This window comes from Devosia sp. LC5, from assembly GCF_000735585.1.
Classification (GTDB): Bacteria; Pseudomonadota; Alphaproteobacteria; order Rhizobiales; family Devosiaceae; genus Devosia.
In genome coordinates, this window is the sequence record NZ_JNNO01000024.1 from 19,621 (window position 1) to 33,656 (window position 14,036).

12 protein-coding genes are annotated in these 14,036 nt (G+C 64.0%); 2 read left to right on the top strand and 10 right to left on the bottom strand.

From position 1 onward, the window contains the following. Positions 1 to 131: 131 nt before the first annotated feature. The 7 genes from guaD to FF80_RS13650 are packed head-to-tail and all read right to left on the bottom strand — an operon-like array spanning position 132 to position 8,505. Positions 132 to 1,481 (bottom strand): guanine deaminase, encoded by a 1,350-nt coding sequence (guaD, locus tag FF80_RS13620; protein WP_035101472.1) that lies wholly within the window; start codon positions 1,479 to 1,481, stop codon positions 132 to 134. Next, positions 1,478 to 2,428 (bottom strand): ABC transporter permease, encoded by a 951-nt coding sequence (locus FF80_RS13625; RefSeq protein WP_035101475.1) that lies wholly within the window; start codon positions 2,426 to 2,428, stop codon positions 1,478 to 1,480. The genes guaD and FF80_RS13625 overlap by 4 nt, the downstream gene beginning before the upstream one ends. Further along, positions 2,425 to 3,540: an ABC transporter permease gene (locus FF80_RS13630; RefSeq protein ID WP_200877207.1), complete on the bottom strand. Its 1,116-nt coding sequence runs from the start codon at positions 3,538 to 3,540 to the stop codon at positions 2,425 to 2,427. Before FF80_RS13630 ends, FF80_RS13625 begins: the two co-directional genes overlap by 4 nt. Beyond that, positions 3,537 to 5,081, bottom strand: coding sequence for an ABC transporter ATP-binding protein (locus FF80_RS13635; protein WP_035101477.1), 1,545 nt, complete (start codon positions 5,079 to 5,081; stop codon positions 3,537 to 3,539). The genes FF80_RS13630 and FF80_RS13635 overlap by 4 nt, the downstream gene beginning before the upstream one ends. A gap of 56 nt (positions 5,082 to 5,137) precedes the next feature. Beyond that, complete coding sequence (locus FF80_RS13640) at positions 5,138 to 6,187, bottom strand: BMP family ABC transporter substrate-binding protein (RefSeq protein ID WP_035101479.1); 1,050 nt, start codon at positions 6,185 to 6,187, stop codon at positions 5,138 to 5,140. 24 nt (positions 6,188 to 6,211) lie between these two features. Continuing rightward, complete coding sequence (locus FF80_RS13645; RefSeq protein WP_200877208.1) at positions 6,212 to 7,153, bottom strand: nucleoside hydrolase; 942 nt, start codon at positions 7,151 to 7,153, stop codon at positions 6,212 to 6,214. 8 nt (positions 7,154 to 7,161) lie between these two features. After that, positions 7,162 to 8,505, bottom strand: a complete 1,344-nt coding sequence (locus FF80_RS13650) for an amidohydrolase (protein WP_035101484.1) — start codon at positions 8,503 to 8,505, stop codon at positions 7,162 to 7,164. A 184-nt stretch (positions 8,506 to 8,689) separates the two neighbouring features. Between FF80_RS13650 and FF80_RS13655 the strand changes: the two genes are divergently transcribed. After that, complete coding sequence (locus FF80_RS13655; protein WP_035101485.1) at positions 8,690 to 9,691, top strand: LacI family DNA-binding transcriptional regulator; 1,002 nt, start codon at positions 8,690 to 8,692, stop codon at positions 9,689 to 9,691. 69 nt (positions 9,692 to 9,760) lie between these two features. Then, positions 9,761 to 11,623: an adenine deaminase C-terminal domain-containing protein gene (locus tag FF80_RS13660; RefSeq protein WP_035101487.1), complete on the top strand. Its 1,863-nt coding sequence runs from the start codon at positions 9,761 to 9,763 to the stop codon at positions 11,621 to 11,623. A gap of 12 nt (positions 11,624 to 11,635) precedes the next feature. Here FF80_RS13660 and FF80_RS13665 read toward each other — a convergent pair whose 3' ends face one another. From FF80_RS13665 to FF80_RS13675, 3 genes are all read right to left on the bottom strand, one after another. Then, complete coding sequence (locus tag FF80_RS13665) at positions 11,636 to 12,118, bottom strand: N-acetyltransferase (RefSeq protein WP_035101503.1); 483 nt, start codon at positions 12,116 to 12,118, stop codon at positions 11,636 to 11,638. Continuing rightward, positions 12,096 to 13,436 carry a TCR/Tet family MFS transporter gene (locus FF80_RS13670; protein WP_052153577.1) on the bottom strand — a complete coding sequence of 447 codons (1,341 nt, stop codon included), beginning with the start codon at positions 13,434 to 13,436 and terminating at the stop codon, positions 12,096 to 12,098. Before FF80_RS13670 ends, FF80_RS13665 begins: the two co-directional genes overlap by 23 nt. A 146-nt stretch (positions 13,437 to 13,582) precedes the next feature. Then, positions 13,583 to 14,036 (bottom strand): FAD-dependent monooxygenase (locus FF80_RS13675; protein WP_035101490.1); only part of this gene is annotated, 454 nt, incomplete at its 5' end.

A 14,036-nucleotide genomic window follows, 5' to 3' on the forward strand; every position in this document is an offset into this window, starting at 1 on the left:
GTTCCTTTGCATCGCAGGCCGGTGTCCAGCCTCCCTGGAGTTCTAGCCTATTTTTGTGGCGGGCCGCGAGCAAGCACAAAGAATAGGCCAGGGCTATCGTCAAGCGCTTTATCAACGCGATTCTGGGCAGTTCAACCGGTGCGGCGGCCGTCGACCCAGACATGTTCGATATTGGCGCGACTGGTGCCATAGAGGATTTTCTCGAACACGGCGTCGGGCCGGGTTTCGCCGAACAGGCGGATGCCGCCGGTTTGGCCTGATGTATCAATGGCAATGGCATCGAAACGGTAGCCGGGAGCGAAGATACCAATGGGCAGATCGAGGGCAGCGCCGCCGCCAGCGGTGGCCAGATGGAAGGCGGTCTTGAGGTCGACGGCCGAGCCCGGCGTGCCGCGATTTGCCGCAGGCAGAGTTGGGTCAACCCCATCCTGCAAGAGGCGGGAAGCCTGGACGGTGGTGCGGCAGGCTTCGAACATGGAGGCGCTGGGGCCGCCAGATATGTCGGTGCCCAGGCCCACATGGAGGTGCTTTTCCAAAGCGCGCCGCAGGGGGAAGACGGCGTTGGCAAAATAGATGTTGGAGAGGGCGCAATGGGCGACGGCGGATTGGCGGGCGACCAGCCGGTCCATGTCGGCGTCGGTGAGAAAATTGGAATGCCCGAGGACTGACTTGCGGGTCAGAAGGCCAAAGCTATCAAGGGCTTGCGCATCGGTATGGCCATATCGATTCAGGACGTGGTGGTGCGCCCAGTCGCTTTCCGAGCAATGGGTTTGTATGTGGCAATCGCATTCGGCGGCGAGCTGGCCAAGCCCCGTCAGTACTTCGTCGGTACAGGAAGGGATGAAGCGGGGGGTGATGACAGGGAGGACGCGGGCGTCGGTATTGGCGGGGTGCGTACGGATGTGGTCGATGACGGCGCGAGTGCCGGCGATAGCGGCTTCGGGTGAAGCATCGCGGTAGAAATCCGGGCAGGCGGCGGGATCGTCCATCACCACTTTTCCGACCAAAGCGCGCTGGCCTTTGTCGATGCAGATATCGGCCAGCAGCTTAGTGGCTTCGGTGTGCTGGGTGGCGAAGTAAAGCGCGGTGGTAGTGCCGTTGGCGAGCAGGTCTTCAACCAGGGCGGTGTAGCGTGGGCGGGCGAAGTCGAGGTCGGCGTACTGCGCTTCCAGCGGAAAAGTGTATTTCTGCAGCCAGACTTCGAGCGGTTCATCAAGGGCCTGACCGAGCTGGGGATATTGCGGAGCGTGGACGTGCAGGTCCACCAGGCCGGGCAGGATGTAGCGGCCCTCGGGCAGGCGCAGCAGGGCATCGCCATAGCGGGCGACGGCGGCGGGTTGGGCGGGATCATCGGGGCCGATTACGGCGGTGATCATGCCGGTGGCGTCGATCTCGATCAACGTGTCGGCCAGCGCTTCAAGCGCGCCCTGCTGCGGAGCATGGAAGAAGGTGCCGAGAATGGCGCGGTTGCGCAGGGTCATATTTTACTCAGAGTGCGGAGCTGGCGGGCGCGCAGGGCGCGGTAACTGAAAAGGACCAGGGCCAGCACGGTGACGATGAAGGGGATCATGCGGATCAGCTCCGCCGGTATCCAGTTGAACAGGCCCGGCAGGACCACCGCGAGGGCTTCAAAGAAGCCGAACAGCAGGGCGGCCAATAGTGCGCCGACGGGGTGGCGGGCGCCAAGCAGCACGGCGCCGAGAGCGATGAAACCGCGGCCGGCGGTCATGTCGCGGGTGAAGCCGACATAGTTGAACATGGCCAATTGGGCGCCGCCAAGGGCTGCGAGACCGCCCGAGACCAGCAGGCTCCAGGCGCGGATCGCGTTGACGGGAATGCCGGCGGCCTCGGGGGCGGCCGGATATTCACCGACGCCGCGCAGCCAGAGGCCCCAGGGGGTGCGGTAGAGGAAATACCAGATGGCAAAGACCAGGAAAGCCGCGACCCAGGACAGGATGGAGTGGCCGGAGAGGAATTGCACCAGCGTGTGGCCAATGCCGGGGATTACGCCAAGGAAGGAGAGATCGAGCGCGGGAATGGCCTTGGAGGGCAGGTTGATCGAAGTGCCCTTGTCGCCGCCGGTGGCGAGGGTGAGGGCGAAGACCGTGCCGCCCGCAGCGAAGATATTGATGGCGAAACCGACGAGGATGATGTCGGCCTTGAGACGCAGATGGAAGAAGGCCATGACCGCGCCGAGCAGCGCACCGGCGGCGATGGCGGCGAGGACCGCGATGTACCAGGGGGCAAAGACCGAGACGATGACGGCGGTGAGGCAGCCGACCAGCATCATGCCTTCGAGCGCGACATTGAGCGCGCCGGAGAGGTCGGCCACGAGGCCGCCAAGGGTGGAGAGCAGTAGCGGGGTGGAGGTGCGGACGACGGTGACGAAAAAGGTCGCCGAAAAGACAGTCATGAACAGTTCGATCATTTGCCGGCCTCCATGGCGGCGGCGGGTGTAGTGTCGCGACCCAGCAGGCGGGCGAAGAACTTGCGGCCGGGCATTGAGAAGGACGATGCGACCAAGAGGATGATGATGGCGGTGACGACGCCAATGACTTCTGAGGGCACGTCGGTGCGGATGTTCATGAGCTGGGCGCCCTGGCGGAGATAACCGTAGAACAGGGCGACGACGGGGACTGCGAGCGGGCGGCTGCGGGCGACGATGGCGATCAGGATGCCTTCGAAGGCCAGGCCTCCCTCGAACAATATGGTCAGCTTGCCATAGGACTGGCCCTGCACGAACATGGCGCCGAGCAGGCCCCCAAGGGCACCCGCGACCGTCATGGCGGACACCATGATAACAGTGGAGCGGATGCCGGAATATTCGGCGAATTGGGCGTTGTGGCCAACGAGACGCAGCTTGAGGCCCCAGGCGGTGCGGTAGAGCGCGAACCAGACGGCGAGCACAGCCACGATGGCGAAGATCAGCCCGATATCGATGCGGGTGCCGGCAACCAGGGCGGGAAACACGGCGGTGGCGGGGAAGTCATTGGTGGTCAGAACGCCGCTGCCGGGCGGCACGAGCTGGGTGCGGACCAGATAATTGCAGAGTTCGATGGCAATGTAGTTGAGCATCAGCGAGGAGACGATCTCGTTGGCGCCCAGCTTGGCCTTGGCGATGCCGGGGAGGAAGCCATAAAAGCCGCCCGCGATCATGGCGCAGAACACGCCGAGGGGGATGCCCAGCCAGGTGGCGCCGATGGGCGAGAGGGCGATATAGGCGGCAGCGAGGCCCCCGACATAAACCTGGCCCTGCACGCCCATCGAGAATTGGCGGGCCTGGAAGACGAGGCTGAAGGCGAGGCCGGTAATGGTCAGTTTGGCGACGTCATCGATCCACAGGCCAATGGTGCGCGGCCGGGAGATCGGGGCGGTCAGCAGCACGTTGAAGGCCTCAAGCGGGGCCTTGGAGGTGAGCAGGATGATAACAAAAGCGACGCCCAGCGCGATGATTGCGGCGGCCAGCGCACGGCCGGTTTCGCGGCGGATATTGGCCCAACGGGCTTGGCGGCCGAGCACGGCTTCGGTGGTCATGCTCATCGCAGTGCCCCCTGCATTTCGGCCGGGGTCTGGGTGGCGATGCCCAGCATATAGGTGCCCAGGGTTTCGGGGGTGAGGTCATCGGAATTGACGAAGGCGGCGACGATCTTGCCGCGATAGAGGACGACGAGGCGGTCGGCCAAAGCCAGCAATTCAGACAGATCGGCGGAACTGAGCAACACGGCGGCGCCGGCGTCGCGGGCCTCGGTCAAGGAGCGCCAGATGAATTGGGTAGCGCCAAGATCGACGCCACGGGTGGGCTGGTTGACCAGCAGGAGTTTAGGCTGTTCGGAGAGTTCGCGGGCGACCACGACCTTTTGCATATTGCCGCCTGAGAGGGTGCCGACAGCGGCGCCGGGGCCGCCGACGCGGATGGAGAAGCGCTCGATGAGCTTTTCGGTATTGGCCTTGATGGCCTTGAGGTCAAGCAGGCCATTGCGGACGTAGCGCCTGTCGTCGAGGCGGGTGGCGACGAGGTTTTCGGCGACGCTGGCACCGGTGGCGAGGCCCCGGGCGAGGCGGTCTTCGGGGATGCTGGCGAGGCCGGCAGCGCGGCGCTCGAGAATGGTGAGGGGTGCCAGGCTCTTGCCATTGAGATAGGCGACGCCCTCGGCAATGGGGCGGAGGCCCGCGACGGCTTCGAGCAGTTCGGACTGGCCATTGCCTTCCACGCCCACAAGGCCAACGATCTCGCCGGCATGGACGCGCAGGTTGAGATCATCGACCAGGGTGGCGCCGTTTTCGCCGGTGACCTTGAGGGCCTTGATCTCGCAGGCGAGAGCCCCCTGATTGGCGGCGCGGTCGACGCGCAGGGCGACTTCGCGCCCGACCATCATGGCGGCGAGGCTTTTTTCGGTGACTTCGCGAGCGGCGACTTCGCCCACCGATTTGCCGGCGCGCATGACGGTGATGCGGTCGGAGATTTCGAGGACTTCGGGCAGTTTGTGGGCGATGAAGATGACGGTGCGGCCTTGTTCGACCAGAGCGCGCACGGCGACGAACAGCTCTTCGACTTCCTGCGGGGCGAGGACGGCGGTGGGCTCGTCGAGAATGAGGATGCGCGCGTCCCGATAAAGTGCCTTGAGGATCTCCACGCGCTGCTGCTGGCCGACAGGGAGTTGGCCGACCGGCGGCAGAGGATCGACGGAGAGACGGAACTTTTCGGAGAGCGCGCGCACCGCCTCGATCGCCTGTTGGCGATCGAACCGGACGCCAGTGCGGGGCTCGGAGCCCAGCACGACGTTTTCGTAAACAGAAAAGGATGGCACGAGAGAAAAGTGCTGGAACACCATGCCGATACCGGCGTCGATCGCTTCGCGCGGATTGGTGAAGTTGACGGGCTTGCCATCGAGCAGGAGCGTGCCGCGATCGGGGCGCTCGATGCCGAAGAGGATTTTCATCAGGGTGGATTTGCCGGCGCCGTTTTCGCCGACCACCGCATGCACCTCGCCCGCATTGATGGTGAGGTTGACCCCGTTATTGGCGACCACACCGCCCGGATAGGTCTTGCCGATGTCTATCGCTTGCAGCAGCGGGGCCATGCACGTTGCTTCCCGTTGGAAAAATGGCGCCGCCCTGTGGGGCGGCGCCGGAAACATCACTTCATCGCGGTGGCGGGGACCAGTTCGCCCGAATTGATCTTGGCCTCGAGAGCGTCGATCTCGGTGCGGACTTCGGCCGGGACCAGCTTTTCGTAATAGGCATTCTTGGAAATGCCGACCGCGCCTTCGGGCATGCCCAGCAGCACAGCGCTGCCATAGGCGGCGGTGCCGTCAATGGTCTGCTGAAGCGCGAGGAAGAGCGAGTCGCCGACCTTCTTTTCAACCGAAGTGAAGATGACGTCGGCCTGGGCCGGGTCGGTCTCGGCGAAGATTTCGGCCTGGTCGCTGTCGACGCCAACGGCGAGCTTGCCGGCATCGCGCACGGCCTGCAGTGCGCCGATGCCGGTGCCGCCGGCAATCGGGAAGATCACATCAGCACCCTGGCCAAGCTGGGCGAGGGCCATTTCCTTGCCCTTGGCCGGATCGCTGAACGTGCCGGCGACGGTGTTCAGGATCTGGATATCGGGATTGGCGGCCTTGGCGCCCTCGTCGAACCCAACCTTGAAGTCGGTGACGGTGGGGAATTCCATGCCGATGATAGTGCCCAGAATACCTGTTGTGGAGAGCTTTGCGGCGGCGAAACCGGCCAGGTAACCGGCGGCCGAAGTCTGATATTGCAGGGCCAGCACGTTGGAACAGCAGCCAGTGGAGAAATCGGGGCTGTCGTCGAAGATGATGAACTTGGTATCGGGATATTCGGGCGCCAATTTAGCGACAAAGCCGGTCATGTCGAAGGTCCCGACGATGACGACGTCATAGCCGGTGTCGGTGGCGTCCGCGAACGCCGGTTCCCAGCGACCGCGATCATAGCCGGCTTCGATGACTTTGATCTCGACGGGAAGTTCGGCGGCAGCGCGCTCCACGCCGGCCGTGGCACTGTCGAGGAAGCTCTTGTCGCCGCGGGTGCCGTGCAGCACGAGCGCGACAGTGAGCGGGTTTTCGGCGGTGTATTCCTGGGCCTGCAGGGTCACCGGAGCTGCTGTGGTCAGCAGTCCGGCGGCCAGCAGGAGACCCGCCGAGCGACGGGTCAGGGAACGAAACGACATGGGCGCACTCCGAGTTCGGGATTGTCAGGGGATGTAGGCGATGGATGCTTGGTAGATCTCGACCAAGCGGTCGATTTTGGCTTCCTCGACCAGGGTCACCATGGGTGTGCCGAGACGGCCGGATGGATCGACCACGGTCATGCCGCGCGTGATGCCGGGCGCCAGTGCCACGTCCATGGATGCGCGCAGCGATTTGGTGACGATGGCGGGATCGATGACGACGGCAGCGGCCAGCGGATCGACAAAGCGGAACACGTCGCCGCCGCCATAGCTGGCATTGGTGCGGCGGGCGTGATCGGCCAGGGCTTCGGAGAAGGCTTTTTCGGGGCCGGCAGCGACCTTGGCGAAAGCGGCATCGACGTCGGCGCCGCTCATATTGTGGGTGACGCAGGGCTCCCACGGGATGACGACGATGTCGATATCGGCCGAGAAAACCACCGAGGCGGCTTCGGGATCGGCATAGATATTGAATTCGGCGGCGGGGGTGGTGTTGCCGCGGCCATAAACGGTGGCGCCCATAATGGTGAGCTGGCCGATGCCGTTGATGATGGAGGGCTCAAGACGCAGCGCCAGAGCCAGATTGGTCAGCGGGCCGATCATCAGGAAATCGATCTTTTCGCCCTTGCCGCCGGCCTCGCGGAAGGTCTGGCGTAGAAAGCCGATGGCGTCCTCGCTGGCGGGCTTGGCGTTTTCGAGCGGGCGGGGAGCGCCGCCCAAGCCGTCTTCGCCATGAATGTACTTGGCGTCGATGATCTTTTGCGTCAGCGGGCGGTCGGCGCCCATATGCACGGGCACGTCAGCGCCGGCGATGGCCAGGGTCGAGAGGATATTGCGGGTGGCGGCGTCGAGGCCGACATTGCCGAAGACGGTGGTGATGGCGTCGGGCGTGCGGCCGCCCGCGATGAGCATCAGCAGGGCCTGCGCGTCGTCCACGCCACCGTCGGTATCGAGAATCAGTTTGTTCAAATTTTGCCTCATGCGACCTGGCGCGCCCGTTCGACACGCGCCCAGAAGTCCTGGTAAGTGGCCGAATAATTCGACCTGATGGATTGGTAGCCGGCGCGCTGTAGCATGCGATCGCGGACGATGTCTTCGCCGGCAACCCAGACATGGGTAACGTCCCGGCCGCTGCCAGAATAGACGAGCACAGTCTCGATGTCCGGGGTTTCCGAATAGCCGGGGCCACGCATATCCACAGCGATGATGTCGGCGGCCTTGCCGGTTTCGAGCGAGCCGATCTCGTGATCAAGGCCCAAAGCCTTGGCGCCTTCAATGGTGGCCATGCGGATCAGCTCGGCGCTGGAGATCGGTTGTGCCACGCCTTCGCGGTGGGAGGCGACGAGGCCGGCCACGCGCATTTCGGCGATCATGTCATAGGAATTGTTGGCGGCGACATTGTCGGTTCCCAGGGCGACGGTGACCCCGGTCGCCTTGAGCTTGACCACCGGGCAAATGCCCTCGCGGCCCGAGCGCAAGCCCGCCGTGGCGTTGTAGGAGACTGACGCGGCGGGCGCGGCGGCGAAAATGGCTATGTCTTCGTCGGATAGATCGAGGCAATGGGCAGCATGAACGCGGCCGGCAAAGAAGCCGTCGCGGGAGAGGGCCTGGGTGGCGGTCAGCCCGTAGCGCGCCATGGTTTCTGCATTGTCCTCCGGCCCCGCTGCCATATGCAGGTGCATGCCGACGCCGTATTTGACGGCCATATCGACTTCGGCGCGCAGCAATTCTTCGGAATTGTCGACATAGGGGGCGTGGGGGCCGAACCAGGGAATGACCCGGCCATCGGCTGGGCGCTGTTTTTCGATGAAGGCGGCGGCTTTGGCGAGTTCGTCGTCGCCACGGTCCTTATCGCCCAGTTGGACAATGCCATAAGCGATGACGGCGCGCAGGCCACTCTTGCCGGCGGCCTCGGCGATTTCCTCGGCGAAGAAATACTGGTCGCAGAATGTGGTGGTGCCGCTCAGGGCCATTTCGGCGCAGGAAAGCGTGACTGCGGGGCCGATATCGGAGGCGACCAGCGAGAGTTCCGGCTCGCGGATGGAATTGTACCAGCCTTCCATGGTGAGCAGGCTCTGGCCCTCCGAGCGGCCACGGAACAGAACCATGGCCGAATGGGTGTGCGCATTGATGAGCCCGGGCATGACGAGATGACCGGGCAGGGCAATAGCCTCGTCAAAGGGGGCGGTGTCGGGCTGGGTGGCCTTGGGGCCAGTGCCGGTGATGCGGCCATCCTGAAAGGCGACCCAACCGTCCTGATGGACGGTGTTTTGCGCATCAACAGTCAGAATCGTGGCATCATAGATAAGAACGGAACGCATTTGACCTAGCACAGTAAACCGCTTTACATGGCGAATTAACGCCAGTTATCAGCACAATGTCAAATGCTATCGCAGTTCATTTGCACAAACCATATGCGAATGCGCGAAATGCACAACACGGCGGCATGGTCCGCGGCGGCGGGATAGCCGAAGATGAGAATGGACGGGGAATGGAGGGCAGGTCATGGCTACGCTAAGCGATGTCGCGGAAGAGGCCGGCGTGTCGCCGACGGCGGTGTCGCGCTATCTCAATAACAGGATCGAATTGCCACAGGGTACGCGCGACCGGATCGACGCGGCGATTGCCAAGCTGGACTATCGCCCCAATCTGTTGGCCAAGCGCCTGTCCACCGGCAAGACGGAGGCCATTAGCCTGGTGACGCCGGAAATCGGCAATCCGTTTTTTGCGGAACTAGCCGCTGCAGTTGAGGCCGAAGCCGAGCGGCATGGCTATGCCGTTTATATGTCCTCGACACGGGGCGACCGGGCGCGGGAGGTAGACGCGATCAAGCGGCTGCATGACCAGCATGTGGACGGGTTGATCATGATGACCAACCAGCCTGATGACGGTACATTGGCCAGGCTTTTGGCGCGGCATAACAATGTGGTGCTGCTGGACGAGGATATTCCGGGTGTGTCGGTGCCGCGTGTGTTCGTGGAAAACGAGCAGGGCGCCTATGCGGCGACGCAATTGCTGATCGCAGCGGGGCACCGCGACATCGCCGTCATCAGCGGGCCCGGCGGGCTGATGAGCGTCAAGGAGCGGCTGGCGGGGTTCCGGCGGGCAATGGGTGAAGCGGGCATCACGGTTCGCGAGGATTGGTTGTTACTGGGGCAATATTCGCGCGAATTCGGGCATGATGCGGCGGAGCGCCTGCTGGCGGGTCAGGAGCGGCCGAGCGCGATTGTGGCCTGTTCGGACTATCTGGCAATCGGCGTGTTGCAGGCATTGCGACACGCGGAAGTCGCGGTGCCCGGGGACATGTCGCTGGTGGGGTTTGACGATATGCCATTTGCCGAATTGGTCGACCCGCCCTTGACCACGGTGCGCCAACCCGTTGCCGAAATGGGCAGGCTTGCCTTCACGCGGCTATTGGCGCTGATCAACAAGACCGAAACCGAGACCATGACTCGCCTGCCGGTGGAGTTGGTGGTGCGCAAATCGGTGGCGCGGTTTGGGGGATAAGGTCTCGTTGATCCTGGCTCACGGCTTGGGTAAGCAGGGCGCGGCACTGGCCGCAGGAGAATTATAAGCATGGATTTGCCGGACGATCTGCTGATCAACGCCGCCGACGAGGTTCGTATTCGCCAGCATCTGGCGCTGGTGGCGCTGGGCAAGCGACCAGCGGATCGCGCCGTGCGCGTCGGGCGGCTGCTCGATGTGCATGGACGGCGCTGGCATGAGGATCAGGAGATTGTCATGTCCGGGCGGCGGATCGCCTGGGTGGGGCCGGCGGGCGCCTATAGTGGCGAGGTCGCGGCGCGGGTGGAACGGCCAAATCTGCATGCCGTGCCGGGGTTTGGCGAGGTTCATAAACATATTGAATCAAGCCATTTGACGCCCGAGCATGAGGCGGCTTTGGTGCTGCCTTTTGGCAATACCTGGACCTGCGAGGCCAGCCACGAATTCTCCAATGTGGATGGGCCGAATAATCTGGAATTCTGGCTGACAGCGCGGCGGGCTGGATCGCCGATGAAGATATTTCCGCTGCCCGGATCGGCCGTGCCGCCGACGGCCTATGAATGGGGCGGCGGGCATTTCGGCTATGACGAGCAGCAGGGCTTTTTGAAGCAACAGCTGATGGTCGCGGGGCTCGACGAGGTGATGGATTGGCCGGCAGTGTGGAACCCGGAGAACCCGTCCTATGAGCGGCTCTGGGGGATGATCCGGGCGACATTCGAGCAGCGCGGCGTGGTCGAGGGGCATGCGGCCGGCATGCGGGCGATTGACGATATCAACGCTTTCGCGGCTGCCGGCATGGCATCGGACCATGAGGCGTGGACGGCCGAGGAAGTGCGCGACAAGTTGCGGCGTGGGCTGTTCATGGAATTGCGGCCGCACTCGGTCAAGGAGATGATCGGCGGGCTATTGGCCGAGGGGCAGCAGGATTGGTCGCAATTCGCGCTGTGTACCGATGACCGCTCGTGCTCGGACACGATGAAGCTGGGGGCGACCGACCACAATGTTCGGCTGGCCATCGAAGCGGGGCTGGCGCCCGAAATCGCCATTCAACTGGTGACGATCAACCCGGCGCGGCATATGCGGCTGACGCCCTGGGTGGGAGCGATTGCGCCTGGGCGGTTTGCCGATCTGGTGCTGCTCGATGATGTGGAAAGCCTGTCCATTGCCGAGGTTTGGGCGGATGGGCAGCAGGTTTCAGAGGGCAGAGCCTATATTGGTCCGCTGCCCAAAATTGCCTGGCCGGGCTGGGCGACGGGGACGGTGAATATCCAGCGCGAGATGGTTGCCGGGGATTTCGCGATTACGGCTGAGCCGGGGCGCGAGACCATGTCGGCGGCGATATTGCGGCCGTTCCATTGGGCGGATGAGTTCATCACGATGGACCTGCCGGTCGTTGGCGGGCTGGTGCAGCGGGACGCCGGGCGGAACGTCACCAAATTTGCCATTGTCGACCGGTTTTCGGGCGAGGGGCTGGCCTCCAAAATGTTCTGGCTGGGCACCGGGCCGAAGACGCCGGAGACGGCGCTGGCCTGCTCGATGGGGCATGACAAGCACAATATCTGGGTGGTTGGATCTTCGGACGCGGCCATGGCCAAGGCGGTCAATGCGCTGCGGGAAACGCAGGGCGGCTGGGCGCTGGTGCGCGAGGGCGAACTCGCGGCGATTGTGCGCTACGAGGTGGGTGGGCTGATGACCTGTCGGCCACCGGCGGAACTGGATGCAGAAATGCAGGCACTGTATGCGGCGGCCGAGGGGATCGAGTGGATGTATGAACCCACCTTCTCGCCGCGCTGGTGGCCCGGCTTCCCCGAGCGGCTGGCCTTTGCCACGCTGACCTGTGCGCCCTGGCGCTGGGTGCTGGTGGCGCCTTCGCCGCTGGCGCCGGAAGGATTTGTGAATGTGGCAACGGGGGAGACGCATCCCGTCGTTTGGTGAGGCGGGGCTTGCCTAGAACGTCTTGAACATCACGTAGGCGTCGACATAGCCGTGGACCGGGTGGTTGAACGCCTTGGGCAGGGTGCCGACGATGTCGAAGCCGAAGGATTGCCAGAGGGCGACGGCGCGGGTGTTGCTGGAGATGACGTTGTTGAACTGCATGGCGCGGAAGCCGCGTTCGGCGGCGCGGTTCAGCGAGTGCTGGCACATGGCGCGGGCAACGCCGCGGCCTTGAGCATCGGGGGCGGTCATGTAGCCGGCATTGGCGACGTGCGAGCCGCCGCCCTGGCGGTTGGCCATCAGGTAGTAAGTCCCCAAGATCACACCATTTTCTTCGGCGACGAAGACTTCGTGGCTGGGGCTTAGCCAATAGGCGAGGACCGCGGCGTCATCGAGATCGCGCGCTGTGGCATAAGTTTCCCCGGCAGCCAGGACTGGCGCCACGATGGCGAGAATTTGTGCCGTGTCGGCCTCAGCGGCCGGGCGGATTTGCAGCGTCATTTTCGTCTTCATCTATGGGTGGAACGCGGATCTGGCCGGGGGGCGCCATGTCGGGGATTATGGGTTTGTTGGCGATGGAGGGGCGGTGGCCCAGCTCGAAGCGCCAGGCGGCGATGGCAAACAGGATAAGTGCGAGGGCGACGCAACCGGCGGCGGCGACCCAGGGGGCGCCGGGGAAATAACCGGGCGAGTCGGGGGCTGAGGTGAAGTAGGAAAAGATCTGCGTGGCCGCCACCGGGCCGATAATGGTGGCCAATGAATTGGCGGCATTGACCGCGCCCTGCAGTTCGCCCTGGGCATTGTCGGGGACCTGGCGGGAGAGCACGCCATTGATGGCGGGCGGGGCCAGGCCGCTGATGGCGCCGATCATGATGAAGACGTAGAGATAGGCCACTTGGTCGGTGAAGGCGACGCCGATAAAGGCGGCGATGGCGGCCAAAAGGCCCAGTATGGCCACGGGCGGCTCGCCAATACGCTTGACCAGGGGGCCGACGATGAAGGCCTGGCAGATGGCAAAGCCAATGCCGAAGGCGCCCAATGCCCGGCCGATATTGGACGAGCTGAAGCGGAAGACTTCGGTGGTGAACCAGCTGAATACCGTAGGCAGCGCCTGGGCGGCCAGCGAGAAGGCGAACAACACGGCCAGCAACCAGAGCACAACGGGGTATTTGCGCAGGGCAATGACGGCGCCGAAGGGGTTGGCGCGGCGGATGTCGAACTTGCGGCGCGCATGCTTGGGCAGGCTTTCGGGCAGGATGAAGAGGCCGAAGAGGAAATTGGCAAAGGCGAGGCCCGCGGCAGCGAAGAAGGGGACGCGGGGGCCCAGTTCGCCGAGTTCGCCACCGATGACCGGACCGATGATGAAGCCCAGACCGAAGGCGGCGCCGATCAATCCGAAGCGGTGCGTGCGCTTATGCGGCGGGGTGATGTCGGCCATATAGGCGGTGGCGGTAGCGACTGCGGCACCGGCCACACCGGCAATGATGCGGCCGATAAACAGGTACCAGACGAAGGGGGCGATCGCCATCATCAGGTAGTCGAAGGTGAGGCCGAGCAGGGAGCAGAGCAGCACCGGGCGGCGGCCGAAGCGATCGGACAGATTGCCCAATACCGGTGAGAAGACGAATTGCATGAAGGCATAGGCGAAGACCAGGTAGCCGCCGATGACCACGGCATTGGCGACGCTGCCGCCGGTCAGCTCTTCCAATAGCTCGGGCATGACCGGCACAATGATGCCGACGCCGATCATGTCGAGCAGAATGGTGACCAGGATACAGGCCAGCGTCAGGCGGGAGCGGGTCGCAGCTTGCATAAAGTGGCGCTAACCTTCTGATTTTCAGGGGCCCAGCGGGCTAGTTGGTGTCGCGCAGTTGACACAGCCGGATCGGCCAAAGCAAGGCCGAACGGTGCCGGGGGTGGCATGCGCGACAGCTTAACGCGGCGGGAAGATGAGTCTCTTCAGGGGTTTAACTCGGGTGCTTCGCGGGGTGATTCAAGGTTTTGAGGCTGCGCATTATGTCCGTAGAGCCAGGCGAGGCGCTTGAGGTGACCGCGAGGGCCCTGGGCCGATATGACCAGGTTGCGGGCGGCGCTGAAAGGCCAGGGAAGATGAAAAATCTTGCCATTGGAGCGGGAAATCCTGGCGACGCGCTCGACGCGAGGGCGGCGGATGGCCTCGAATTTGGCGAAGGCGGATTCGGCGCTGGATTCCTTGATCAGCAGGGGCGCGAGGACGGCGGCGTCTTCGATGCCCATGGCGGCGCCCTGGGCCTGGAAGGGGAGCATGGCGTGGGCGGCATCGCCGATGAGGCCGGTATTTTCGCGGTGCCAGGCGGGGGAATCGACGGTGTAGAGGGGCCAGGGGGTCCAGCTCTGGCCGGCGGCGGCGCGGATGGCCTTGAGCCTGGCGGGG

What these genes read in the sequence shown, in the direction of transcription:
- guaD (WP_035101472.1), bottom strand. Translation starts at nt 1,481, where the DNA reads ATGACCCTGCGCAACCGCGCCATTCTCGGCACCTTCTTCCATGCTCCG.
- FF80_RS13625 (WP_035101475.1), bottom strand. Translation starts at nt 2,428, where the DNA reads ATGATCGAACTGTTCATGACTGTCTTTTCGGCGACCTTTTTCGTCACC.
- FF80_RS13630 (WP_200877207.1), bottom strand. Translation starts at nt 3,540, where the DNA reads ATGAGCATGACCACCGAAGCCGTGCTCGGCCGCCAAGCCCGTTGGGCC.
- FF80_RS13635 (WP_035101477.1), bottom strand. Translation starts at nt 5,081, where the DNA reads ATGGCCCCGCTGCTGCAAGCGATAGACATCGGCAAGACCTATCCGGGC.
- FF80_RS13640 (WP_035101479.1), bottom strand. Translation starts at nt 6,187, where the DNA reads ATGTCGTTTCGTTCCCTGACCCGTCGCTCGGCGGGTCTCCTGCTGGCC.
- FF80_RS13650 (WP_035101484.1), bottom strand. Translation starts at nt 8,505, where the DNA reads ATGCGTTCCGTTCTTATCTATGATGCCACGATTCTGACTGTTGATGCG.
- FF80_RS13655 (WP_035101485.1), top strand. Translation starts at nt 8,690, where the DNA reads ATGGCTACGCTAAGCGATGTCGCGGAAGAGGCCGGCGTGTCGCCGACG.
- FF80_RS13660 (WP_035101487.1), top strand. Translation starts at nt 9,761, where the DNA reads ATGGATTTGCCGGACGATCTGCTGATCAACGCCGCCGACGAGGTTCGT.
- FF80_RS13670 (WP_052153577.1), bottom strand. Translation starts at nt 13,436, where the DNA reads ATGCAAGCTGCGACCCGCTCCCGCCTGACGCTGGCCTGTATCCTGGTC.